At 39.7% G+C, this 23,839-nt stretch carries 17 protein-coding genes and 1 tRNA gene; 4 read left to right on the forward strand and 14 right to left on the reverse strand.

Annotation, left to right across the window (positions count from 1 at the left end; translation table 11 throughout):
* Positions 1–53 precede the first annotated feature (53 nt).
* Genes AAFN64_RS14705 through AAFN64_RS14740 form a run of 8 tightly spaced genes read right to left on the reverse strand, consistent with a single transcriptional unit; the run spans position 54 to position 11,469 of the window.
* On the reverse strand, positions 54–1,856 hold the full coding sequence (locus tag AAFN64_RS14705; protein WP_347761010.1) for a cbb3-type cytochrome c oxidase subunit I: 1,803 nt from the start codon (positions 1,854–1,856) through the stop codon (positions 54–56).
* A 25-nt stretch (positions 1,857–1,881) separates the two neighbouring features.
* Positions 1,882–3,057, reverse strand: a complete 1,176-nt coding sequence (locus tag AAFN64_RS14710) for a cytochrome c oxidase subunit II (protein ID WP_347761011.1) — start codon at positions 3,055–3,057, stop codon at positions 1,882–1,884.
* Positions 3,058–3,076: 19 nt separating this feature from the next.
* A complete protein-coding gene (locus AAFN64_RS14715; protein WP_300491585.1) occupies positions 3,077–4,549 on the reverse strand; it encodes a quinol:cytochrome C oxidoreductase in 1,473 nt (490 codons plus the stop codon).
* Between the two features lie 28 nt (positions 4,550–4,577).
* Positions 4,578–5,123 (reverse strand): cytochrome c, encoded by a 546-nt coding sequence (locus tag AAFN64_RS14720; protein WP_300491577.1) that lies wholly within the window; start codon positions 5,121–5,123, stop codon positions 4,578–4,580.
* A gap of 8 nt (positions 5,124–5,131) precedes the next feature.
* Positions 5,132–5,656, reverse strand: coding sequence for a DUF3341 domain-containing protein (locus AAFN64_RS14725; protein ID WP_136403837.1), 525 nt, complete (start codon positions 5,654–5,656; stop codon positions 5,132–5,134).
* A gap of 6 nt (positions 5,657–5,662) precedes the next feature.
* Positions 5,663–7,069 carry an NrfD/PsrC family molybdoenzyme membrane anchor subunit gene (gene nrfD / locus AAFN64_RS14730; protein ID WP_300491575.1) on the reverse strand — a complete coding sequence of 469 codons (1,407 nt, stop codon included), beginning with the start codon at positions 7,067–7,069 and terminating at the stop codon, positions 5,663–5,665.
* 39 nt (positions 7,070–7,108) lie between these two features.
* Positions 7,109–10,165, reverse strand: coding sequence for a TAT-variant-translocated molybdopterin oxidoreductase (locus AAFN64_RS14735; protein ID WP_347761013.1), 3,057 nt, complete (start codon positions 10,163–10,165; stop codon positions 7,109–7,111).
* A gap of 32 nt (positions 10,166–10,197) precedes the next feature.
* Entirely contained in the window at positions 10,198–11,469 is a 1,272-nt protein-coding gene (locus AAFN64_RS14740; RefSeq protein ID WP_347761015.1) for a c-type cytochrome, read from the reverse strand.
* A gap of 216 nt (positions 11,470–11,685) precedes the next feature.
* Here AAFN64_RS14740 and AAFN64_RS14745 point away from each other — a divergent pair, with 216 nt between their 5' ends.
* The gene (locus AAFN64_RS14745) at positions 11,686–12,078 is read left to right on the forward strand and encodes an SPOR domain-containing protein (RefSeq protein WP_300491569.1); all 393 of its coding nucleotides are present in this window, start codon (positions 11,686–11,688) and stop codon (positions 12,076–12,078) included.
* Positions 12,079–12,188: 110 nt separating this feature from the next.
* On the opposite strand, the gene infB is transcribed toward AAFN64_RS14745, so the two are convergent.
* From infB to rimP, 3 genes are read right to left on the reverse strand one after another with little or no spacing between them, the layout of a single operon-like run.
* Positions 12,189–15,116 (reverse strand): translation initiation factor IF-2, encoded by a 2,928-nt coding sequence (gene infB / locus AAFN64_RS14750; protein WP_300491567.1) that lies wholly within the window; start codon positions 15,114–15,116, stop codon positions 12,189–12,191.
* Positions 15,117–15,176: 60 nt separating this feature from the next.
* Complete coding sequence (gene nusA, locus AAFN64_RS14755; protein WP_300491565.1) at positions 15,177–16,421, reverse strand: transcription termination factor NusA; 1,245 nt, start codon at positions 16,419–16,421, stop codon at positions 15,177–15,179.
* 13 nt (positions 16,422–16,434) lie between these two features.
* On the reverse strand, positions 16,435–16,899 hold the full coding sequence (gene rimP / locus AAFN64_RS14760) for a ribosome assembly cofactor RimP (RefSeq protein ID WP_300491563.1): 465 nt from the start codon (positions 16,897–16,899) through the stop codon (positions 16,435–16,437).
* Between the two features lie 183 nt (positions 16,900–17,082).
* Between rimP and AAFN64_RS14765 the strand changes: the two genes are divergently transcribed.
* Complete coding sequence (locus AAFN64_RS14765) at positions 17,083–17,907, forward strand: universal stress protein (RefSeq protein ID WP_347761017.1); 825 nt, start codon at positions 17,083–17,085, stop codon at positions 17,905–17,907.
* Positions 17,908–18,042: 135 nt separating this feature from the next.
* Here AAFN64_RS14765 and AAFN64_RS14770 read toward each other — a convergent pair.
* Positions 18,043–18,113 (reverse strand) — tRNA-Gln (locus AAFN64_RS14770).
* A 164-nt stretch (positions 18,114–18,277) separates the two neighbouring features.
* On the opposite strand from AAFN64_RS14770, the gene AAFN64_RS14775 reads away from it, so the two are divergent.
* Both AAFN64_RS14775 and AAFN64_RS14780 read left to right on the forward strand, forming a co-directional pair.
* The gene (locus tag AAFN64_RS14775) at positions 18,278–21,481 is read left to right on the forward strand and encodes a DUF2723 domain-containing protein (RefSeq protein WP_347761018.1); all 3,204 of its coding nucleotides are present in this window, start codon (positions 18,278–18,280) and stop codon (positions 21,479–21,481) included.
* Positions 21,482–21,538: 57 nt separating this feature from the next.
* Complete coding sequence (locus AAFN64_RS14780) at positions 21,539–22,177, forward strand: polysaccharide deacetylase family protein (RefSeq protein WP_347761019.1); 639 nt, start codon at positions 21,539–21,541, stop codon at positions 22,175–22,177.
* Here AAFN64_RS14780 and AAFN64_RS14785 read toward each other — a convergent pair whose 3' ends face one another.
* Together AAFN64_RS14785 and AAFN64_RS14790 are read right to left on the reverse strand one after the other, a co-directional pair.
* Positions 22,178–22,474, reverse strand: a complete 297-nt coding sequence (locus tag AAFN64_RS14785) for a thioredoxin family protein (protein ID WP_300491555.1) — start codon at positions 22,472–22,474, stop codon at positions 22,178–22,180.
* A gap of 73 nt (positions 22,475–22,547) precedes the next feature.
* Positions 22,548–23,783, reverse strand: a complete 1,236-nt coding sequence (locus AAFN64_RS14790; RefSeq protein ID WP_300491583.1) for a metallophosphoesterase — start codon at positions 23,781–23,783, stop codon at positions 22,548–22,550.
* Positions 23,784–23,839 lie beyond the last annotated feature (56 nt).

Genomic DNA, 23,839 nt, shown 5'->3' on the forward strand with positions numbered 1-23,839 from the left:
GCCTTCCCGTTTGGGAAGGCTTTTGCAAACATATATATAATATTCAAATAATCCTAGTGGTGTAATTGTTCTTCACCTGGCTTCATTGGTACATTCTGAGGAACGAAATCTTCATCATGTCCTGGTTTGCTATAGTCATATGACCATCTGTAAACTTCAGGAATTTCACCTGGCCAGTTACCGTGAATGTGCTCAACCGGAGTAGTCCACTCTAATGTGTTTGATCTCCATGGGTTTTGCGTAGCTCTTTGTCCTTTGAAGATGCTGTAGAAGAAGTTCCATAAGAATACCAACTGGAATGCAGCTCCGATTAAAGCGAACATTGTGATTAGTACGTTAACATCTGCTAAATCATCAAATAAAGGGAAAGCGGTGTTGGTATAGTAACGTCTTGGAAGACCTGCCATACCGATAAAGTGCATTGGGAAGAAAACTCCGTACGCACACACTGCTGTTACCCAGAAGTGGATGTAACCTAAGTTTTTGTTCATCATTCTTCCGAACATTTTAGGGAACCAGTGGTAGATTCCGGCAAACATTCCGTAAAGAGCAGAAATACCCATTACTAAGTGGAAGTGAGCAATTACGAAGTATGTATCGTGAACGTTAATATCCAATGTACTATCTCCAAGGATGATACCTGTTAAACCACCTGTAATGAAAGTCGAAACGAATCCGATACAGAATAACATGGCAGGGTTTAACTGAAGATTACCTTTCCAAAGTGTCGTGATATAGTTGAACGCTTTTACAGCCGAAGGAATTGCGATCAATAATGTTGTAAAGGTAAATACCGATCCTAAGAAAGGATTCATACCGGATACGAACATGTGGTGACCCCATACGATTGTTGATAAGAAAGCGATCGCTAAGATTGACGTGATCATCGCACGGTAACCGAAGATTGGTTTACGAGCGTTGGTCGCGATAATTTCAGAAGTGATTCCCATCGCAGGTAAGATTACGATATATACCTCAGGGTGACCTAAGAACCAGAACAAGTGTTCGAACAATACCGGAGAACCTCCCTGGTAGTGTAATACTTCTCCGGAGATAAAGATATCCGATAAGAAGAATGATGTTCCGAAGCTACGGTCGAAGATCAATAATAAAGCGGCAGATAATAATACCGGGAACGAAACGATACCGATAACAGCCGTGATAAAGAAAGCCCAGATCGTTAATGGTAAACGTGTCATAGACATTCCTTTTGTTCTAAGGTTGATTACTGTTACCACATAGTTCAAAGATCCCATCAATGAAGACGCGATAAAGATCGCCATCGATACCAACCAAAGTGTCATACCCGTACCTGATCCTGGGATCGCTTGTGGTAAGGCACTCAATGGCGGATAGATTGTCCAACCTGCCGAAGCCGGTCCTGACTCAACAAAAAGGGAAATAACCATGATAACAGAAGAAAGGAAGAACAACCAGTATGAAACCATGTTCATAAATCCGGAAGCCATATCCCTTGCTCCAATTTGAAGCGGAATTAAAAGGTTACTGAACGTACCGCTCAATCCGGCCGTCAATACAAAGAATACCATGATGGTACCGTGAATGGTTACTAATGCTAAATAAATATCATTTCGCATTACGCCACCCGGGGCAAATTTATCTCCTAAAAGGACATTAAAAATTTTAAAAGACTCTTCCGGCCATGCAATTTGCATACGGAATAAAAGAGACATTACAATACCGATGATTCCCATTACAATACCCGTAATTAGGTATTGTTTTGCAATCATCTTGTGATCGATACTAAAGATGTACTTTGTGATAAAAGTATCTTTATGGTGGTGTTCGTGACCGTGATCGTGTTCGTGATTGTTATCGTGTCCTACTGCTGACATATTTTTTAATTTATATTAAAAGCAATTATTTTTTTACTACTTGTGCCAAAACTTTAGTGGTATCGGCTACCGGAGCTGCTGCTGCCGGTGCTTTTGCTTCAGATGCTGCTGCAGGAGCCGGAGCTGCCGCTTTGTTAGCCTCTTTAATAGCGCTAGCTAAAGTAGGTTTTTCTTTTAACCATTTTTTATAATCTGCTTCGCTTTCTACAACGATTTTCATCTGCATGTTGTAGTGAGACGGTCCACAAATTTTGTTACATAAAAGTAAGTAATCAAAAGTATACGGATCTAAAGCAGTTTCACCTTTGGCAACAAGTTCAGCACTTTTCTTTGCTCTAATGATATTAATGTTGGCCACTTTTTCCACAATCGCAGGATCCTGACGCATTTGATCAGTAGTTACTGTCGGTGTGAAAGCAAATTGTGTTACCATACCCGGAACACAGTTCATCTGCGCTCTGAAGTGTGGCATATAAGCGGAGTGCAATACGTCCTGAGAACGGATTTTGAAAACCACTTTTTTACCTACCGGTAAGTGTAATTCGTTTACAACTTTATCATCCTGAGCATTCGGATCGGACATATCCACACCTACTGTGTTGATTCCTTCGATAAAACGAACGTTCGCTTTACCTAAAGCATTGTCTTCACCTCCGTAACGTGCTTCCCAGCTAAATTGTTTTGCGTATAATTCTACGTAGATTACTTCTTCCTCTTCGTCTACAAACATAATGTTTGTCCAAGCATATAATCCGTAAAGGATCAAACCTGCTAAAACGATTACCGGGATAATAGTCCAGATAAACTCTAATTTATCATTATCGGCGAAATATAACGCTTTGGTGTCTTTCTGACCTCTGTATTTGAATGCAAAGTAGTGCAATAATGCCTGAGTGATCGTCTGAACGAAGAAAATCAATACCATTGAAATCATCATCAGATTATCGTAATCCTTACCGTGTTCTGAAGCGGGTGTACCTAAAACCAGGTGACCCCATTTTAATAAAGAGTAAATAGTGAATATGTAAATAAACCCTAAGAACCCGAACATCAAGTAACCATTAACATTATTGTCTTTTTCATTGGCAACTTCTGATTTATCAGCAACGCGTCCAACCTGGGTTAAATCGAATATCTTAGTCAATTGCCAGATAGCAACTCCTAATAAAACTACAACTATAAGTATCAATAAACCTGTCATTTGTTTATTACTTTAAATATTAATAATGAAAATGTTTACTTTCTTCAATTAACGGATTACGTTTTGCCAATAAAGGAGCTTTTGTTAAAGCTGTAAATACGACAACGATAAATAGTCCGAAGAAGAACATTAATGAACCGATCTCAGATACTCCGATGAACCACTGGTCACCAACCGTAGCCGGCATAATCATATTGAAGAAGTCAATATAGTGACCGGTTAAGATTAAAAGACCTGCCATTACTACAACCCAACTTAAACGTTTGAAATCAGTATTGATCAAGATTAATATAGGGAATACGAAGTTTAAGGCCAACATTCCGAAGAATGGTAATTTATAATTTTCAATTCGCGTAATGAAGTACGTTACCTCTTCCGGGATGTTCGAATACCACATTAACATGAATTGTGAGAACCATAAGTAGGTCCAGAAAACAGAGATACCGAACATGAATTTAGCCAAATCGTGGATGTGACTTGTATTCACGTGCTCTAAATATCCTTTTGATTTTAAGTACAACGTAACGAAAGCGATTGTAGTGATTCCGCTTACGAAGAAGCTGGCGAATACATACCATCCGAATAAGGTACTGTACCAGTGTGGATCAACCGACATAATCCAATCCCAAGAAGCGATCGATTCTGTTACGATAAAGAACACTAAGAATCCAGCAGCCAATTTGAAGTTCTTTTTGTAGAAAGAATCATCGTTAGCGTTATCCTGAGCCAATGAATTTTTTCTTGAGAAATAACGGTATAAGTTCCAACCTGCTAAGAAGATTGCAGCTCTGATCAAGAAGAAAGGTACATTTAAGAATCCTTGTTTTCCTTGAATTAACTCATCGTGTTTTACAACTTCCGGATCCATCCAAACGAATAAGTGGTTTAAATGCATACCGCTTGCTACCAACAAGATGAAGAAAATGATAGAACCTGGTAATAAATAGCTGGTGATACCTTCCATAACACGGAATAATACCGGAGACCAACCTGCCTGAGCCGCCCATTGGATAGCGTAGAACGCCAATACACCAACGGAGATCAACATAAAGAAGATACATGCTACATAAAGCGCTGCCCAAGGTTTGTTTTGTAATTGGTGCAAAACATGCTCCAGGTGCTCCTGGTGTTCTGCGTGTGCATCGGCACCAGCATGATCGTGACCATGTGCTGCTTCCGCTTTGTGATTATCGTGATGGTCTGCTGCTACAGGCGCTGCTGCAGCTACAGTATCATTTTCTGTTTTTAATGAATCGGCAACAACAGTTTCTGTTTTAGCTTCCTCATGGTGCGTTGCAACAGCAGCATGCTCATCGTGTGATTCGTGCGCCACAGCTTCTGTATGATGTCCGCCATGATGACTATCCGCTAAAATTTTCTCTACGTCTTCGATGGTCTTAGGTGCAGTCAAAAAACCAAAAGCAATTCCCACAAGCCCTAAAGCCATCATGACAAATGCAAAAGTTTTTAATTTGCTTGAAAATGTGTACATATCTAATACTTTCAAATGTGTTCTACAATTATAATCCTGCTTTTAATTTCATCACGTGATCCACAACCTGCCAGCGTTCTTCCTGACTTAATTGGTTGGCGTGAGAACCCATGGAGTTTAATCCATAAGTAATTACGTGGAAAACACTTCCTTCCGTGATCGGTCTGTCAGCATAACTCGGTACACCTAAGAATTTCTCTCTTTTAACCAGTTTCCCTTTTCCATCACCTGCTTCACCATGACAAATAGCACAGTAAATATTGAACAGTTCCGTTCCTTTTTTGGAATCAATTTTAGTAGGATCCAAAGGTGATTTTAAGTTTGCTTTTGCTAATTCATAACCAGCGGTTGAGTTTTCGTACGCATACGGTTCGAAACCTCTAGGAATAGAACCTTTTGCAGGTAACTGACCTTCTTTACCATTTTTGAATGCACCCGACTGTGAATACGTTTCGTATGCCACAGACTCATACATATTAGGAAAGAACTGATAGTTAGGTTTTGATTTGTTAAAACAAGATGTTGTAACAACCGATACACCTACTAATGCTACTATTTTATATAAGGCTTTCATATCTTCAATTAATGCTTATCAATTACTTTAACTTCTACAGCACCTGTATTCTTGAAGAACGAAATCAAATCATCTTCGTTTCCGTGAAGTGCCACTTCCATTAAGAAGTGATCGTCTGTAGTTCTTACATCCGGGTTTTCAGCAGCTTTGAACGGCCATAATCTACTTCTAAGGTAGAACGTGATTACCATTAAGTGAGCCGCGAAAAATACGGTAAGCTCAAACATAATAGGCACGAAAGCCGGCATGTTATCGATAAAACTAAAACTTGGTTTTCCACCGATATCCTGTGGCCAGTCAACAATCATTACATAGTTCATTAATGATGCCGCAACTGATAAACCAACTAAACCGTAAAGGAAAGAAGCAATCGCAATTCTTGTAGGCGCTAACCCCATTGCTTTGTCCAACCCGTGAACCGGGAATGGCGTGTAAACTTCTTCAATATGATGATGTGCCGCACGGGTAGCTTTAACAGCATCCATTAGAATGTCATCATCATTGTATATAGCATGTATTACTTTATTACTCATGATCTATTAATGATTATGTGAATTGTGTCCTTCTTGTTCTCTTTGTCTCTTGTAGTTATCACCCGATGTTTTTAGGATCGTTTTAACCTCTGCCTGTGCAATTACCGGGAAGCTTCTTGAATATAATAAGAATAATACGAAGAAGAATCCGATTGTACCGATATAGATACCAGCGTCCACAAAAGTCGGCTGGAACATAGTCCAAGAAGATGGTAGGTAATCACGGTGTAGTGATGTTACGATAATTACGAAACGCTCAAACCACATACCGATGTTTACTACGATAGAGATAATGAATGAGAACATGATACTGGTTCTTAATTTTTTGAACCACATGAACTGCGGTGAGAATACGTTACACGTCATCATCAACCAGTATGACCACCAGTAAGGACCTGTTGCTCTGTTTAAGAAAGCATATTGTTCGTATTCTACTCCTGAATACCAAGCTACGAATAACTCAGTGATATAAGCGATACCTACGATAGACCCCGTAATCATTACTACGATGTTCATCAATTCGATATGCTGTACAGTGATATACTCTTCAAGATTAGACACTTTTCTCATAATGATCAAAAGTGTGTTTACCATTGCGAATCCGGAGAAGATCGCACCCGCAACGAAGTACGGAGGTAAGATTGTGGTATGCCATCCCGGGATAACGGAAGTAGCAAAGTCAAAGGATACAATCGTGTGTACGGAAAGTACAAGAGGTGTTGCCAAACCAGCTAATACAAGAGATACCTCTTCAAAACGCTGCCAGTCTTTTGCTCTACCACTCCATCCGAACGAAAGGATTGAATAAACTCTTTTTGTAAATGGTGTTACCGCACGGTCACGTAGCATTGCGAAATCCGGTAATAAACCAGTCCACCAGAATACTAATGAAACCGATAAATAGGTCGAGATCGCGAATACGTCCCAAAGTAAGGGTGAGTTAAAGTTAACCCAAAGTGAACCGAATTGGTTCGGGATTGGTAATACCCAGTATCCTAACCATGGACGACCCATGTGGATAATCGGGAATAAACCTGCCTGAACTACCGAGAAGATAGTCATCGCTTCTGCAGAACGGTTAATCGCCATTCTCCATTTTTGACGGAATAATAATAGTACGGCAGAAATTAGGGTTCCGGCGTGACCGATACCTACCCACCATACGAAGTTGGTGATATCCCATGCCCAACCAATTGTTTTATTTAATCCCCATGTTCCGATACCGGTAGAAATGGTGTAGATCATACAACCAGCACCCCAAAGGAATGCGGTTAACGCGATAGAGAATACTATCCACCATAGTTTGTTCGCTCTTCCTTCAACAGGTCTAGCTACATCTACTGTTACATCGTGATAAGTTTTATCACCTATAACCAAAGGTTTTCTAATGGGTGCTTCGTAATGAGACGACATAATCCTTTATATTGATTCTTAATTAATTATTTTACTTGTTTAGGTATTTCTAACTTTTACGTGGTAGAATACATTTGGTTTTGTTCCGATGTGCTCCAGTAAGTGATACATTCTGTCGTCTTCGGCTAATTTAGCAACCTGACTTTCTTTATCATTTACGTCACCAAATATCATTGCTCCGCTTGAACAAGCTGCCGAACATGCTACCTGGAACTCGTCTTTACCTACTAATCTTCCTTCGCGTTTCGCTTTTAAGATAGTCGATTGAGTCATCTGGATACATAGTGAACATTTCTCCATAACCCCTCTTGAACGAACGTTCACATCAGGATTCAATACCATACGTCCTAAATCATCATTCATGTGGTAGTCGAACTCACTGTTTTTGTTGTACAAGAACCAGTTGAAACGACGTACTTTATACGGACAGTTGTTTGCACAGTAACGCGTACCCACACAACGGTTGTAAGCCATGTGGTTTTGTCCCTGACGACCGTGAGAAGTAGCCGCTACCGGACATACTGTTTCACATGGTGCGTGGTTACAGTGCTGACACATTACCGGTTGGAAAGCAACCTGTGGATTTTCTGACGGATCTTCCATACCGGTGAAGGTATCGATAGAGTTCATTAATCCGGATGCATTTTCTTTTAATTCCACATCTCCTTTGAAAGTCTCCTGAGAAGAATAGTAACGGTCGATACGCAACCAGTGCATATCACGGCTTCTTCTAACCTCAGATTTACCTACTACCGGTACGTTGTTTTCTGCGTGACATGCGATAACACAAGCACCACAACCAGTACAAGCATTCAAGTCGATCGATAAGTTAAAGTGGTGACCCACTGAACGATCGAAAGAATCCCAGATATCAACTTTAGTAACCGGAGTTTCTTTGTGATCTAAAGACACCATTGGCATTACATTCCATTCCGCAGCATCTTTAGTATTGAAGATTTCAAGGGTAGTTTCTTTGATGATATCACCTCTACCCATTAATGTTTTTTGTAACTGAACACAAGCAAATTCGTGATCTCCGTTTGCTTTGGAAACTTTTGCAGACTGGTCGGATTTCATGTTTGCATAAAGTGTATATGCATTAACTCCAACTTGCATTTCCTGTTTCATTGCTTCTTTACGGCCGTAACCTAAAGCAAGACCGATAGTACCAACAGCCTGACCTGGTTGAATAATTACCGGAACGTTTTCCAACTTCACACCACCTACTTCAATAGTAGAGTAGCTTCCGTTTAATCCACCGTTTGCTACGTTATAGTTTACTAAACCTAGTTTTTCAGCGTCTTTTTTAGAAACGGTTACGTAGTTATCCCATGATACACGTGTAATCGGATCCGGGAACTCTTGTAACCAAGGGTTGTTTGCTTGTTGACCATCACCCATACCGGTTTTAGTATACAATACTAATTCCAGTCCACCAAGGTTTTTAGCTTGCGCTAAAGCTCCGGCAGCAGAAGCAAAATCAACATTAGCACCACCGGCAGCTGCTGTAACCGGAGTTACATAGAAACCGTCGTGTACTAATTTATTCCAGGTTGCGCCACTCGCTACTACTGAAGTACCGTGTGCTTTAAGGAAATCATAGTAAGAAGCCGGATTTCCTGTCCAGGCTAATAATGCCTCCTGGAATTGTTTTGTATCAAACAAAGGACGGATCGTTGGCTGCGTAATACTATAGTGTCCTTTTACGATGGAAACATCTCCCCAAGACTCTAAATAGTGTGGCGTTGCAACGGCAACCTTTGTTTTTAAAGCTGTTTCATCTTCTTTTAATGAAAACGCAACAGACATTTTTACTTTGTTAAGACCTTCTACGAATTCAGCAGAATTTGGTAACGTATAAACCGGGTTAACACCGTTCATGATTAACGTGTGTACAGCACCCGCTTTCATATCTTTTACCAATTGTGCTACTGCTTTCGCATCACCTTTACGGATCAGACGAGGTGTAGCTGGATTGAAAGCTTCAGCATTTAAAGCTCTGTTGATAGCCAACACCAATAATTGTGCATTAACATCATCCAGACCAGAAACTAAAACTCCTTTTCCGGCAGCAGCTTTCAATTGTTGTGCTGCTTTCATTACCGCTTCTTCGTTTGCTACTTTCGGAGTCGAAACCGAAGCACCGGTAATTACATTGTATATTTTTACTAAAGCGTGTTTTTGCTCTGTAACGGTCATCGGGATACGCTTGTCTGCGTTTGCACCCGCAAGTGACATATTGGATTCGATTTGGATGTGTTTCGACATCTTCCCGTTTTTAGGAATACGTCCCTGTGCATATCCTGCATCGTATCCACCACCTTGCCAGTCTCCTAAGATATCGGCTCCAACAGAAACAATAACATCTGCTTTTGAGAAATCATAATCCGCTAAAGCTCTTTCTCCATATACCATTTGGAAAGCATCAAGAGCATCAGAACTTGAAATCGCATCATACACCACATGTTTAGCTGTAGGATTTTTTGCGATAAAGTCAGCGATCAATTTATCGGTAGACGGACTAGCCATCGTTCCGGTTAAAAGAACCACTTGTCCACCTTTTGCTTTAGCGTCTGCCAATGCTGCAGTTACTTTAGCATCAACATCTGCCCATGAAGCATCTTTACCTTCAATTTTAGATTGTTTTAAACGAAGGCTATCGTAAAGCGATAATACAGAAGCATGCACTCTTGCATTCGCTCCGGTTTTTGCATTAGGTAAATTATTATTTTCAACCTTAATAGGACGACCTTCACGCGTTTTGATAAGGATATTCGCGAAATCGAAACCATCAGCAATAGTTGTTGCATAGAAATCTGCAACACCTGGAATGATCTCTTCAGGTTGAACTACATAAGGAATAGACTTGATTACCGGACCTTCACACGCAGCTAAAGAAGCTGCTGCTGTAGAAAATCCTACGTATTTCAAAAAGTCACGACGAGTAGTTGATGAAGTCGATAAGGAATCCTTATCTCCAAGAAATTCATCGGTAGGAATTTCTTCAACAAACTCATTGTTTCTTAGCGTCTCAACAATAGAACTATTTTCGTTTAGTTCTTCAACACTTTTCCAGTATTTTTTGTTTGATGCCATTGTATATAGATATTAGCTTCTTAATTTATTTATTAATAGTGACATTTACCACACTCTAAACCTCCCATTTGTGCAGCTGTCAATTTATCTACACCATATTTTTTGGATAGTTCTTCGTGGATTTTTTTGTAGTACTCGTTACCTTCCACATTAACATTGGTTTCTCTGTGACAGTTCACACACCATCCCATAGTTAATGGAGAATGTTGTCTCATAATTTCCATAGTCTCAACCGGACCGTGACATTTCTGACACTCTAATCCCGCAACAGACACGTGCTGTGAGTGATTGAAGTACACAAAGTCAGGAAGATTATGAACACGAACCCACTTAACAGGTTTCACTTTTCCTGTATATTTTTGAGCTGTTTTATCCCATCCTACCGCATCGTATAGTTTTTGGATTTCAGCAGAGTAGAATTCTTTTGTATGATCAACATAAGTTGAATCGGCATCCCCTTGGAATTCATTAATGTTCTTATGACAGTTCATACAAACATTCAACGACGGAATACCTGAAGTTTTACTAACACGAGCAGAAGAGTGACAGTATTTACAGTCAATACCGTTATCACCTGCGTGAATTTTATGCGAGAAGTGAATTGGCTGAATCGGCTCATACCCTTGATCAACACCTACTTGCATTAAGTACCCGTAGATAAAGTATGCTCCAACTAAAAGCATTACAATAACCGATACCAATACCAGGAATTGATTTCTGGCAAAAGCAATCCAAATTGGCAACGACTTCTCTTTTACAGGAGCCTCGATACCGTTCGCTTTCGCAATTTTGTTCAGTACGTTTTTCACGAACAATAACATTGCTACCAACATAGCAAGCACCACCGCTAAAACCCCTAAAACCAGGTTATTAGAAACCCCACCTTCCTGAGCACCGGCAGCACCACCACCTACAGCAGCAGCCTTAGGCTCCTCCTTCGGTTGGGAAGTATATGCTAAGATATTATCGATATCGGCATCAGACAATTGCGGGAAAGCAGTCATTACTTTCTTGTCATTCTCCTCAAATACCTTAATAGCTTTGGCATCACCGGATTTAATAAACTCGGAACTGTTTTTAATCCACTTATGCAACCAGGCTGTGTCATGTCGTTCTGTAACACCACGAAGCGCAGGCCCCGTCATTGCTGCATCCAACTTGTGACAAGCGGCACAATTAGAATTAAAAAGCGCTTTACCTGCAGCTGCATCCTGTGCATTGGAGGTAAAAGAAAAAGATAGCACTAATGCTAAACTGAACAATAAAATCTTTGAAAACGATTTATGGTTACCCACTTTTTTCATAGTTAAAATGATTATCAACTAAATTTGGCACGATTTTGTCTAGAGTTGTCCTAGGGCAAAAGCCTACCTTATTTATAAACTCCGACAAAAATACGACTTATGTACTATTCAAAAAACCTTAAATTTATCTTAATTGCAATTTATACCCATTCTAAATAAACCGTCAGAGCCCGTTTTCACGGAATAATTGTATTTTTGCACCAAACATACTTCATTATGAGAATCTTACCCGTAAACAAAATCCACTTTTTACCTTTAATCGCTTTATTTTTAAGCCCAATCGCACAGGCGCAAACCGCAAAAATTAACATAGATCAGGATCCAAAATTCGAACAGTTATTAAATGAAAAACGAAAAATAAATAGCTCCATAACTGTTAACGATCGGTATAAAATTCAAATTTTTTACGGTACTAATGACGAAGCCAAAAAAACGTTGGTAAATTTCCGAAAAGAATTCAGAAATATGGACGGAACCATCGTATATAACAATCCTTCCTACAAGGTTTGGATCGGTTCGTTTAAAACACGTATAGAGGCCGAAAAAAACCTATTGGACATCAAGAAGAAATACCCGAATGCCTTACTGATAAAACCAAACAAACAATAAAAACAAACCCGGTTGCCGCCGGGTTTTAAAATAAAAAAGCCCCGCTATGCGGGGCTTTTTTATTATTTGGTAACACCTGACAGATTTTAAAAACCTGTCAGACATTCCGATTATTTCAGTTTCTTTTTCACTTCCACTTCCTGGAATCCTTCAATGATATCGTATTCTTTGATATCGTTGTAGTTTTTGATCTGCATACCACAGTCATATCCTTTGGAAACTTCTTTTACATCGTCTTTAAAACGTTTTAGCGTACTCAATTCACCGGTAAAGATTACCACACCATCACGGATAAGTCGGATTCTCGAGTTACGGAAGATTTTACCATCGGTAACCATACATCCTGCAATCGTACCCACTTTCGAGATTTTGAATGTTTCGCGGATTTCGGCAGTACCGGTAATTTCTTCTTTTAATTCCGGTGATAACATACCTTCCATCGCATCTTTCAAATCGTCGATCGCGTCGTAAATGATCGAGTAGTTTCGGATATCGATTTCTTCTTTATCAGCCAATTGTTTTGCACTTCCGGAAGGACGTACGTTAAATCCGATGATGATCGCATCCGATGCAGAAGCCAACAATACGTCAGATTCGGTAATTGCACCAACTCCTTTGTGGATGATACGGATCTGGATTTCTTCGGTTGATAATTTTGAGAAGGAATCGGATAATGCTTCTACCGATCCATCCACGTCTCCTTTAAGGATGATGTTTAATTCTTTAAACTGACCTAAAGCGATACGACGACCGATTTCGGCAAGTGTAATATGTTTCTGCGTACGAACCGATTGCTCACGTAATAATTGTGCACGTTTAACAGCGATTTGTTTTGCTTCTCTTTCATCTTCAAACACACTAAACTTATCCCCTGCTGTTGGCGCTCCATCAAGACCTAAGATTGAAATCGGCGTAGAAGGACCTGCTTCTTTGATATTATGTCCTCGCTCATCGTGCATCGCTTTCACCTTACCGTGGTGTTTACCTGCTAATACATAATCTCCGATTCGCAATGTTCCCGCCTGAACCAATACAGTAGACACATAACCACGTCCTTTATCAAGGAAGGCTTCCACTACAGTTCCGACAGCCGGTTTGTTTGGATTCGCTTTTAAATCAAGGATTTCAGCCTCTAATAATACTTTTTCAAGTAATTCTTTCACGCCTAATCCTGTTTTAGCAGAGATATCGTGTGATTGGTATTTACCACCCCAGTCTTCAACCAATAGGTTCATACCGGCTAGTTTTTCTTTAATTTTTTCAGGATTTGCCGTAGGCTTATCCACTTTATTGATTGCGAAGATCAACGGTACACCTGCAGCTTGTGCGTGGCTGATCGCCTCTTTGGTTTGCGGCATGATGTCATCGTCGGCAGCAATCACGATAATTACGATATCCGTAACCTGAGCACCACGGGCACGCATCGCGGTAAACGCCTCGTGACCCGGAGTATCTAAGAATGCGATACGCTGACCGTTATCCAATCGTACTCCATAAGCACCAATGTGCTGTGTAATACCTCCGGACTCTCCTGCAATAACATTAGTCTTACGGATGTAATCCAATAAGGATGTTTTACCGTGGTCAACGTGACCCATTACCGTTACAATCGGTGCGCGGTGTTCCAGATCTTCCGGTCTGTCTTCCACTACTTCGATTGCTTCTTCGATATCGGTTGTAATAAATTCTACTTCATAACCAAACTCATCCGCTACAATAGAAAGCGTTTCAGCATCCAATCGTTGGTTCATAGTCACCATGATACCCAACGACATACAGGTTCCGATAACTTTAGTGATTGGCACATCCATCATGGTTGCAATTTCACCTACAGTAACGAATTCCGTTACTTTAAGTACTTTGCTTCCTTCTTCCATCGCTCTTTGCTCGTCATCTGATTTCTGACGGTGCGAATCTCTTTTATCTCTTCTGTATTTTGCCGCTTTAGACTTACTTCCTTTACCTTGAAGTCTTTCTAAAGTTTCTTTGATTTGGTTTTTAACTTCTTCTTCCGTAGGCTCGACTTTAGAAACAATTGCCGGACGGTTTCCTTTTTGGAATCCAGGCTTATTATTTCCGAATCTCGGATTATTTCCTCCACCGCCCTGACGGTTGTTGTTGTTACCTCCACCTTGCTGTGGATTGTTTCCCTGCTGAGCACCAGGCGTTCCCGGTTTTGGCGGAATACGTTTTCTCTTGCTCTTGTTAGCATTGTTATTGTTATTTGAATTCTGACCACCCTGACCGGCATTGGCAGTATTACCCGTGTTCGGTTTGTTGTTGTCTTTTTTGAATTCTTCTTTCTTCTTTTTCGGTTTATTAAACTGAGAAAGGTCGATCATCTGACCGGTAAAAGTTGTTCCGGAAAGTTTTTGGTATTGCGTTTCAATACGCTCTTCCTCAACAGGTGCATCAGCAGCAGCGGCAGGTTTAGCCGGTTCCGCTTTTTCTGTTTTCTCTTCCTTAACTACTTTAACTTCCTTAATTTCTTTAACCTCTTTCACTTCCTTGATTTCCTTAACCTCTTTAGGTTCCGGTGCTACAGGAGCTACTTCAGGAGTTTTTTCTACGATTTTTTCTTCCACCGCTTTATGTTCTACTTCCGGTTTTACTTCCGGAGTGTTTACGACTTCCGTTTCTTCTGAAGAAGGTTTTTCAGCAACAACTTCAGTTTTTTTCGGGTTCAGGTCGATTTTACCAATAGCTTTTGGCCCCGAAAGGGTCGCTTTGGCTTTGATGATATCCTGACGTTGTTTTTCTTCCTCTTTGCGTTTCTCTTCCATCTCACGTTCTCTTTCCACTCGCAAGGCCTCTTTCTCTTTCTTTTTCTCCTCGCTCACCTCCAGAGAAGCCACCTTTTTACCTTTATCAGCAGAGAATTGACCGCACAAGATAGAATATTCCTCATTAGAAATTTTAGCATTCGGACTGGATTCAATTGTATATCCCTTATCTTTTAAATAGTCCACAGCTCTATCCAGAGAAATGTTTAATTCCCTTAAAACCTTGTTAATTCTTATTACTCTTTCTTCAGACATATAATCTTTTTAATATTATCGTAATGCGTGTGTTGTTGTTGTTTAGCTGTATTCCTTGTGTTAGTCTTCGAATTCTTCTTTTAAAATTCGGATAACATCTAAAACCGTTTCTTCTTCAAGATCCGTTCTTCTTACTAAATCGGCCACATCCTGGTTTAATATACTTCTTGCTGTATCCAATCCGATTTTAGCAAACTCTTCGATAACCCATCCTTCGATTTCATCAGAGAATTCTGTTAATTCAACATCATCCTCTTCCTCCAATGTATTTCCTTCACGGATTACATCCAGTTCGTATCCGGTTAACAATCCTGCCAATTTGATGTTATGTCCACCACGTCCGATTGCTTTTGACACTTCTTCCAGTTTCAGGAATACTTCGGCTGATTTCTTTTCTTCATCAATTTTCACAGAAGACACTTTAGCCGGGCTAAGCGCTCTGGTAATAAACAATTGCGTATTGGAAGTATAATTGATTACATCGATATTTTCATTACCCAATTCGCGAACGATACCGTGGATACGAGAACCTTTCATTCCCACACAAGCTCCAACCGGATCAATTCTGTCATCGTACGAATCTACAGCTACTTTTGCTTTTTCACCTGGAATACGCACTACTTTTTTCACCGTAATCAAACCGTCGAATACCTCCGGAATTTCCTGTTCGAATAATTTTTCAAGGAATTTCTCAGAAGTACGGGACATAATGATTTGTGGCTTATTCCCTTTCAACTCCACATTTTCAATGATTCCGCGTACGTTATCTCCTTTACGGAAGAAATCGGACGGGATTTGTTTTTCTTTTGGCAACACAATTTCATTTCCTTCGTCATCCACCAGAATAACTGCTTTTGGACGTACGTGATGCACTTCTGCCGTGTAAATATCGCCAATTAAATCTTTAAATTGCTTATAAAGATTGGTATTATCGTGTTCGTGAATTTTAGAAATCAGGTTCTGACGCAATGCTAAAATAGCTCTTCTACCTAACTGGATTAATTTTACCTCTTCAGATACTTCTTCACCTACTTCGAAATCCGGCTCGATTTTACGGGCTTCAGACAAAGAGATTTCGGAGTTTTGATCTTCCACTTCACCATCGGCAACCACCACACGGTTTCTCCAGATCTCCATATCACCTTTATCAGGATTTATAATAATATCGAAGTTATCATCCGAACCATATTTCTTCTTCAATGCATTTCTAAACACATCTTCTAAAATTGCCATTAAGGTAACTCTGTCGATTAGTTTATCGTCTTTAAATTCTGAAAACGACTCGATTAATGCAATATTTTCCATGCAAACTTTTTATTTAAAATGTTATTATAACAATTGCTTCCTTGATATCCGAATAAGGAATTTCCGCTTTTTTCTGAACGGTTTCTTTTCCTTTACCAACTTGTTTTGGTTCTCTGGCTTTCCATTCCAAAACAACAAATTCTTCATTGGCATCTGTTAGTTCCGCTTCGATTTTTTCGGTTGCGGTTGTCACTTTCAGTTTTCGTCCGATATTCTTCTTGTATTGTCTCGGGGTTTTAAGCGGTGTGGATGCTCCCGCAGAAGCCACTTCCAGCGAAAAATCCTGTTCTTCCCGATCCAGGTTATGTTCAATAGCCCGGCTAATGTCAATACAGTCCTGAAGACTTACACCATTATCACCGTCTAAAGTTACAATAATTTTGTAAGTATCGGTTATTGTTAAATCAATTAAAAAAAGAGACGGCTTTTGAGACAACCCCTCATCCAGCAACGCGCTAACTTTATCTTTAAATGCCATATTAGTATAAAAAGAGGGGACTTACTGCCCCCTCATTATTTAGTTCATTAATAAATAACGGCGCAAATATAGTATATTTTTTTTAATTATTGAAAATCAATTGTGTATTGCAATTTAATTTCCTACCTTTATGAATAACAATTACAACAAATAAAACACCAAAAATCTTACACCCCTAGTATTATGAAAAAAATTTTAGTCCCTACCGATTTTTCCGATCATGCTGAATACGCCTTAAAAGTAGCCGCACAAATCGCCAGAAAAAACAATGGAGAAATCGTTTTACTTCACATGTTGGAATTACCTCATGAAGGAAGCGATGCTATTGGAAGCGGACATGACATTCCCGAAATCATCTTTTTCAAGAAAAAAGCAGAAGAAAGATTGGACGAAATTGCCAATTCCGATATCCTATCCGGAATCAGCGTAACACAAATCACCAAACTTGAAAGAGCTTTTGACGGGATTCTGAATTTTAGCGGCAAAGACGAAATCGACCTGATCGTTATGGGTTCACACGGAGCCAGCGGTTTTAAAGAAATGTTTATCGGATCCAATACCGAAAAAGTAGTTCGCCACTCCGAAACTCCGGTATTGGTCATCAAAAAAGACTCCGACAATTTCACGGTTAACAATTTTGTATTCGCATCCGATTTTACAGACGAAGCCAAAAAACCATTTAAAAAAGTGATCGAGTTCGCCAACGAATTCAACGCTAAAATCCATTTATTAATGGTAAATACACCGAATAATTTTAAATCGACTTCCGTAGCCGAGAAAATGATCAACGATTTTGTTACGGCATTCGACACCAACAATTATTCAACACATATTTACAATGATGTAAACGTAGAAAAAGGAATTTTACATTTTGCCAAAAGCGTTAATGCCGATCTTATCGGAATTAGCACACATGGTCGAAAAGGTCTTTCCCACTTCTTTAACGGAAGCATCAGCGAAGATTTGGTAAATCATGCCAAACGCCCGGTTGTCACTTTCAAAATCTAAAACAAGTATACCAATAAAAAACCGCTTCAATATGAAGCGGTTTTTTTATTTATACAACCCAAAAACCGGTTGTTTTTTTCTTTAAAAACAAACTCAGGTAAATTAAAAAAGCCTCTCAAATTGAGAGGCTTTTTGTTGACCCACTAGGACTCGAACCTAGAACGACTGAACCAAAATCAGCTGTGTTACCATTACACCATGGGTCAGTAAAAGCGGCATCGTTACTGATTTCCGGGTGCAAATGTAGGACAATTATTTTACAATCCAAACTTTTGATAAAAAAATATTAAAAAAATATTTTCAGCGCTCTTTCTCCAAAAAAATAGTTTCTTTGTAAAAGATTTAATACGAAAAAATTAGACGGTATTATATGGTAACATTTAACTTTAAAAAATGGAACACTATCCTTGGATGGTTCACATTTGCAATTGCCTTAATCACGTATTCACTAACAGTAGAACCCTCATTAAGTTTTTGGGATTGTGGTGAGTATATTGCCACTTCAGCCAAACTGGAAGTAGGTCACCCGCCCGGAGCGCCTTTGTTCCAAATGATAGGTGCCTTTTTCGCCATGTTTGCCTCCGGTCCGGAAAAAGTAGCCCTGATGGTAAACATGATGTCGGTATTTTCGAGTGCTTTTACCATTTTATTCATGTTTTGGTCGATGACCCTTATCCTGAAAAAAGTTGTTTCCAGCTATACCGAGTTTAACAAAAACAATGCTATCGTAGTATTGGGAAGTGCTTTAGTTGGTTCCCTTGCTTTTACTTTTACCGATAGTTTCTGGTTTAGCGCTACCGAAGCCGAAGTATATGCTATGGCTTCCCTGTTTATAGCCGTACTATTCTGGCTGGCATTGCGTTGGGAAGAAGACATGCACAGTCCGCGTGGAAATAAATGGCTGTTATTGATCTCATTAATGATCGGTTTGTCGTTTGGTGTCCACTTTATGGCTTTATTGACCATTCCTTCCATTGGCTTGCTTTATTATTTTAAGAACTATAAAACCGTAACCGTTAAAAACTTTATCATTGCCAATATCGTTATTGTTGTGATCCTGTTTTTTGTTTTCAAATTCTTACTACCGTATACTTTAGCCTTTTTCGGAAAAATGGAAATCTTTATGGTAAACTCCTTAGGATTACCGTTTAACTCCGGAACTATATTTGCCGCATTATTGATTGTTCTTTTCTTCTATTTCGGTTTACGTTATACCAAAAAGAAAGAAAAACCATTATACAATACACTATTACTTTGCATCTTATTTGTACTAATCGGGTTTTCAACCTGGTTGATGTTACCGATCCGTGCAAACGCGAATGTGGTAATCAATGAAAACAGACCGTCGGATGCCGCAGAGGTACTAGCCTACTATAACCGTGAACAATACGGAGAGCAAAAAACATTTTACGGTCCGTTATTTACAGAAGGTTACGTAGGACTTGACGAAGAAAATCCATATCAGGATGAAAAACCAAACTACGAACGGGATTATAAAACCGGAACGTATAAAATCGTAAACAACTACGTAAACGCCCGTCAAAATACCAGCGACGATCAAAAAGGATTTTTACCGAGAATGTGGAGTACCGATAATGCGGTAAACTACATGACGTTTACACGTCCGGTTAAATTCACTATCAATCCGGAATATTCGCACGAAGATGAACTGGTACAAATCGTATCTGAATTCCGTAATGCTTATGGAAGCGGTAAATTAGGAATTGAAGAATACGACAAATTCTTAAAAGCCTATGGCGAATACCTGATTATCGAAAAACCATCGTTTATCGATAACATGCAATTTATGTTCGAATACCAGTTTGGTTATATGTACTGGCGTTACCTAATGTGGAACTTCACCGGTCGTCAGAACGATATACAAGGAAAATACGACACTCAAAACGGAAATTGGATCAGTGGTATCAAATTTATCGATGCCATCCGTTTAGGCTCCCAAGACAACCTTCCTTCGGATGTATTAAACAACAAAGCGCGTAATACGTATTACTTCCTACCGTTTATCCTAGGAATCATCGGAATGGTTTTCCATGCCCGAAAAGACCTGAAAAGTTTCTATGTATTACTGGTACTATTCCTTTTTACCAGTTTGGCATTAAAAGTATTCCTAAACGAACGTCCGTTTGAACCACGCGAAAGAGATTATGCCTTAGTAGGTTCCTTCTATATTTTTGCGATGTGGTTGGGCTTTGGTGTCTATGCTATTTACGACGGAATTAAAAATTATTTACAGCCAAAAATTGCCGGACCTGTGGTTATCGCAGCCTGTTTACTGGCCGCTCCGGTATTGATGGCCAAAGAAAACTGGGACGATCACGACCGTTCACACCGTTATACGGCTGTTGCCATGGCAAAAGCCTATCTGGATTCCTGCGAACCGAACGCCATATTGTTTACCATTGGCGACAACGACACGTTCCCACTTTGGTATGCACAGGAAATTGAAGGCTACCGAACCGACGTACGAATTGTTAATACGCAGTTATTCACACAAGACTGGTATATCGATCAGATGAAGTCGAAGGCCTATAATTCGGATCCGTTACCGATTTCATTTACACACGATCAGTATGTAAAAGGGAAACGCGATTATATGTTCTTTCAGGAATTAACCAAAGACCGTATCGACATCAAACAATTCATCGACTTTATTAAGAGTGATGACGAACGAACCTTATTTACAATTCCAAGAAGCGGACAAAAAATCCACTTCTACCCGACCAATAAAATCCGTATTCCGGTTGATAAAGCAACCGTGATCAAAAACAAAGTGGTTAATCCGGCCTTAAACGATTCGATTGTTCCGGCTATTGACTTTGAAATCAAAGGAAGTGCTTTATACATCAACCGATTGATGATGTTGGATCTGGTTTATAACAACAACTGGAAGCGCCCGATTTACTTTACCGGTGGAAGCTTTGGTGACGACGATTATATCTGGATGAAAGATTACCTGCAACTGGACGGAATGGTTTACAAACTGGTTCCGGTTAAAACACCGATTCCAAAAGACGGAAGTCCGCTGGATATGGGTAATATCGATACCGAAAAGATGTACAAAATCGTTATGTCATGGGATTGGGGCAATAGTGGTGATCCGAGAATCTATCACGATCCGGAAACGCGCAAAAACAGTATTTCCTATCGTACCAACCTGGCTCGTTTAACGGAAAAATTAATCGAAGAAGGCAAAAATGACAAAGCCAAAAACATTATTGATCTGGCTATGAAAAAAATGCCAATCGATGAATTTGGTTTCTACACCTTTGTGGAACCGTTTGCATCCGGATATTACGAAGTGGGCGAAACAGCCAAAGCACGCGATATCCTAAACAAACTATCTAAAAAATACCAGGAAAACCTGACGTATTACAAAGGATTAAAAGCTGCAGAACAAAACGATATGTATGTTGACATTGTAACGGATATTGAGCGTTACCGCGCCTTACTCGATATCATGAAGCGATACGACAAAGACTTCTTCAACACGAACAAAACGAAGTTTAACAGTTACAACAAACTGTTTGAACGATTCGGAAGAGATATGGAATAACAAACCGAGAATATGCCCATGAAATCATGGGCATATTTCTTTTTTAGATGATTTATAATGAGTTTCTGGGTTAAAACGAACAGCATTGTCAAGCGACTATTTTCCAACCAGATTTGGGACATTCCAAATACGGAACAAAAAGTATTTCTTACATTCGACGACGGTCCGACGCCAGAAATAACCGAATGGGTTTTAAACCTACTCGAAACCCATCAGATCCGGGCTACTTTTTTCTGCATCGGCAACAACATCGAAAAACATCCGGAGCTATTCAAAAAGGTTATAGCCGCCGGCCATCAGATCGGCAATCATACTTTTAATCATTTAAAAGGCTGGAAAACGGATAACAACACCTATATCCGCAATGCCAAAGCCTGCGAAGACGCTATTGTAAAATACTCGGATGGCAAAATAGATTCCCGTTTGTTTCGTCCGCCCTACGGCAAAATAAAACCGTCCCAATCCCGCTTATTGCGGAAACAGGGCTACAAGATCATTATGTGGGATGTTATCAGTATGGATTTCGACAAAACCATTACACCGGAAAAGTGTCTGCAAAATGTAATCGAAAATGTCGAGCAGGGAAGTATTATCGTATGTCACGATAGCGTAAAAGCATTCGGAAACCTCGAATACCTGTTACCAAAAGTCATTCAGAATCTACAGGAACGTGGCTTCCGTTTTGAAGTACTTTAATTAATATTGCTCCTGAACCAGCGCAATAATTGTATTGGCATCCAGTTCCCCGGATTGGCGCCATACCATTTGCCCTTCTTTATAGATCATCAATGTCGGCAAACCTTTTATCCGTAATGCTTCGGCCAGTTCCTGGTTTTTATCCACATCAATTTTGATCACTTTTGCTTTATCACCTAAAGCAGCAGCGACATCCCGGATAACCGGATGCATGGAAACAGAAGGCTCATTCCAATCGGTATAAAAATCGATTAGCACCGGCACTTGCGCATTGATAAGTTCTCCAAATTTTGACATAGTTTACAAGTTTAAAATCTTTAACTAAACTTTTACGATCAATTAGCTATACAAATGTAGCATTTTTAACGAATTACGCTACTTTTTCACCTTTTTTTAGTTCAATAACGGTAATTTCCGGCCAGATCCCAACACGACCGGGATAGGCATGAAATCCGAAACCGCGGTTCACATAAATATATTTCCCCATTTCTTCATACAATCCTGCCCATTGTTTATAAACATATTCAATTGGACTCCACTTGATTATCCCCGGAATTTCGATTCCAAACTGCAATCCGTGCGTATGACCACTCAGGGTAAGGTGAAAATGTTTGTCGTATTTTTTTACTTCCGCATCCCAATGCGACGGATCGTGGCTCATCAGGATTTTAAAGTCATTTGGTGTTAATCCTTCCGAAGCTTTATGCAAATCGCCCGCCTGTTTGAACTTCACGCCCCAGTTTTCCACTCCTACCAATGCGATTTCATCCTCTCCTTTACGAATCTTTACGTGTTCGTTTAACAGCAGTTTAAAATCAATCTGACGGTGTAGGTCTTTGATCGCTTTAAAGTTGTCGTCTTTTGCTTTTTGCGACGGCCACTCGATATACTCTCCGTAATCGTGGTTACCTAAAACCGAAAACTTACCCAAAGCCGGCGTTTCGATCTTTCGGAAGGTATCGATCCACGGATGCATTTCATCGGCATGCGTATTTACGATATCACCCGTAAACAGAATAATATCTGACTTTTGTTCGTTGATCAAATCAATTGCATAACTAATTTTCTCCGGGTTATCAAAGCTACCGCTATGCACATCGGATATTTGTGTAATCGTAGTTCCATCGAAACTATCCGGTAGATCCGGAAAGAAAATGGTTTGTCGGATTACCTTAAAATTATATTTCCCTTTGGTCATTCCGTACAACAGCGATGTAAACGGGATCAACGCTACCATAAGCGCCACCTGACTTACAAATTTGCGCCTTTCGGGAATGGCTTCCTTGATATTATCGGCCTGCGTAAAATAATTAATGGTGGTTGCAAACAAACGGTATATATCTTCCGTGAGCAATATAATCGCTATAAGCAATTTCGGGATTAACGTGATTAAAAGCAATCCCATAGTAAACAAGGTCTGCTTCGTTTGTCCCACACTTCGGTCAAACTGTGCAAACGAATAAATCAGATATATAAAAATGGCCAGACTCACCAACTGATAGCTTATCAGTATCCATCTTTCTTTGGTGATGGTTCGGAAAGCCTGGAATGCATACAATTCCACTAATAGTAAAATTACGCCTATAAAAACTAATCGCATTACAATAAATTAAGAGGCAAAGTAACAAAGAAAGCCATTACCGACGGATTTTCATTAGCAAT

The sequence above is a fragment of the Flavobacterium sp. CAU 1735 genome, assembly GCF_039888695.1.
In the GTDB taxonomy this organism is placed as follows: domain Bacteria; phylum Bacteroidota; class Bacteroidia; order Flavobacteriales; family Flavobacteriaceae; genus Flavobacterium.

Bases quoted from the DNA above. Each gene is read 5' to 3' on its own strand.
- nrfD (WP_300491575.1), bottom strand. From the start codon at position 7,069: ATGTCGTCTCATTACGAAGCACCCATTAGAAAACCTTTGGTTATAGGT.
- nusA (WP_300491565.1), bottom strand. From the start codon at position 16,421: ATGGAAAATATTGCATTAATCGAGTCGTTTTCAGAATTTAAAGACGAT.
- AAFN64_RS14765 (WP_347761017.1), top strand. From the start codon at position 17,083: ATGAAAAAAATTTTAGTCCCTACCGATTTTTCCGATCATGCTGAATAC.
- AAFN64_RS14780 (WP_347761019.1), top strand. From the start codon at position 21,539: ATGAGTTTCTGGGTTAAAACGAACAGCATTGTCAAGCGACTATTTTCC.
- infB (WP_300491567.1), bottom strand. From the start codon at position 15,116: ATGTCTGAAGAAAGAGTAATAAGAATTAACAAGGTTTTAAGGGAATTA.
- AAFN64_RS14720 (WP_300491577.1), bottom strand. From the start codon at position 5,123: ATGAAAGCCTTATATAAAATAGTAGCATTAGTAGGTGTATCGGTTGTT.
- rimP (WP_300491563.1), bottom strand. From the start codon at position 16,899: ATGGCATTTAAAGATAAAGTTAGCGCGTTGCTGGATGAGGGGTTGTCT.
- AAFN64_RS14735 (WP_347761013.1), bottom strand. From the start codon at position 10,165: ATGGCATCAAACAAAAAATACTGGAAAAGTGTTGAAGAACTAAACGAA.
- AAFN64_RS14705 (WP_347761010.1), bottom strand. From the start codon at position 1,856: ATGTCAGCAGTAGGACACGATAACAATCACGAACACGATCACGGTCAC.
- AAFN64_RS14775 (WP_347761018.1), top strand. From the start codon at position 18,278: ATGGTAACATTTAACTTTAAAAAATGGAACACTATCCTTGGATGGTTC.
- AAFN64_RS14715 (WP_300491585.1), bottom strand. From the start codon at position 4,549: ATGTACACATTTTCAAGCAAATTAAAAACTTTTGCATTTGTCATGATG.
- AAFN64_RS14785 (WP_300491555.1), bottom strand. From the start codon at position 22,474: ATGTCAAAATTTGGAGAACTTATCAATGCGCAAGTGCCGGTGCTAATC.
- AAFN64_RS14710 (WP_347761011.1), bottom strand. From the start codon at position 3,057: ATGACAGGTTTATTGATACTTATAGTTGTAGTTTTATTAGGAGTTGCT.
- AAFN64_RS14745 (WP_300491569.1), top strand. From the start codon at position 11,686: ATGAGAATCTTACCCGTAAACAAAATCCACTTTTTACCTTTAATCGCT.
- AAFN64_RS14725 (WP_136403837.1), bottom strand. From the start codon at position 5,656: ATGAGTAATAAAGTAATACATGCTATATACAATGATGATGACATTCTA.
- AAFN64_RS14740 (WP_347761015.1), bottom strand. From the start codon at position 11,469: ATGAAAAAAGTGGGTAACCATAAATCGTTTTCAAAGATTTTATTGTTC.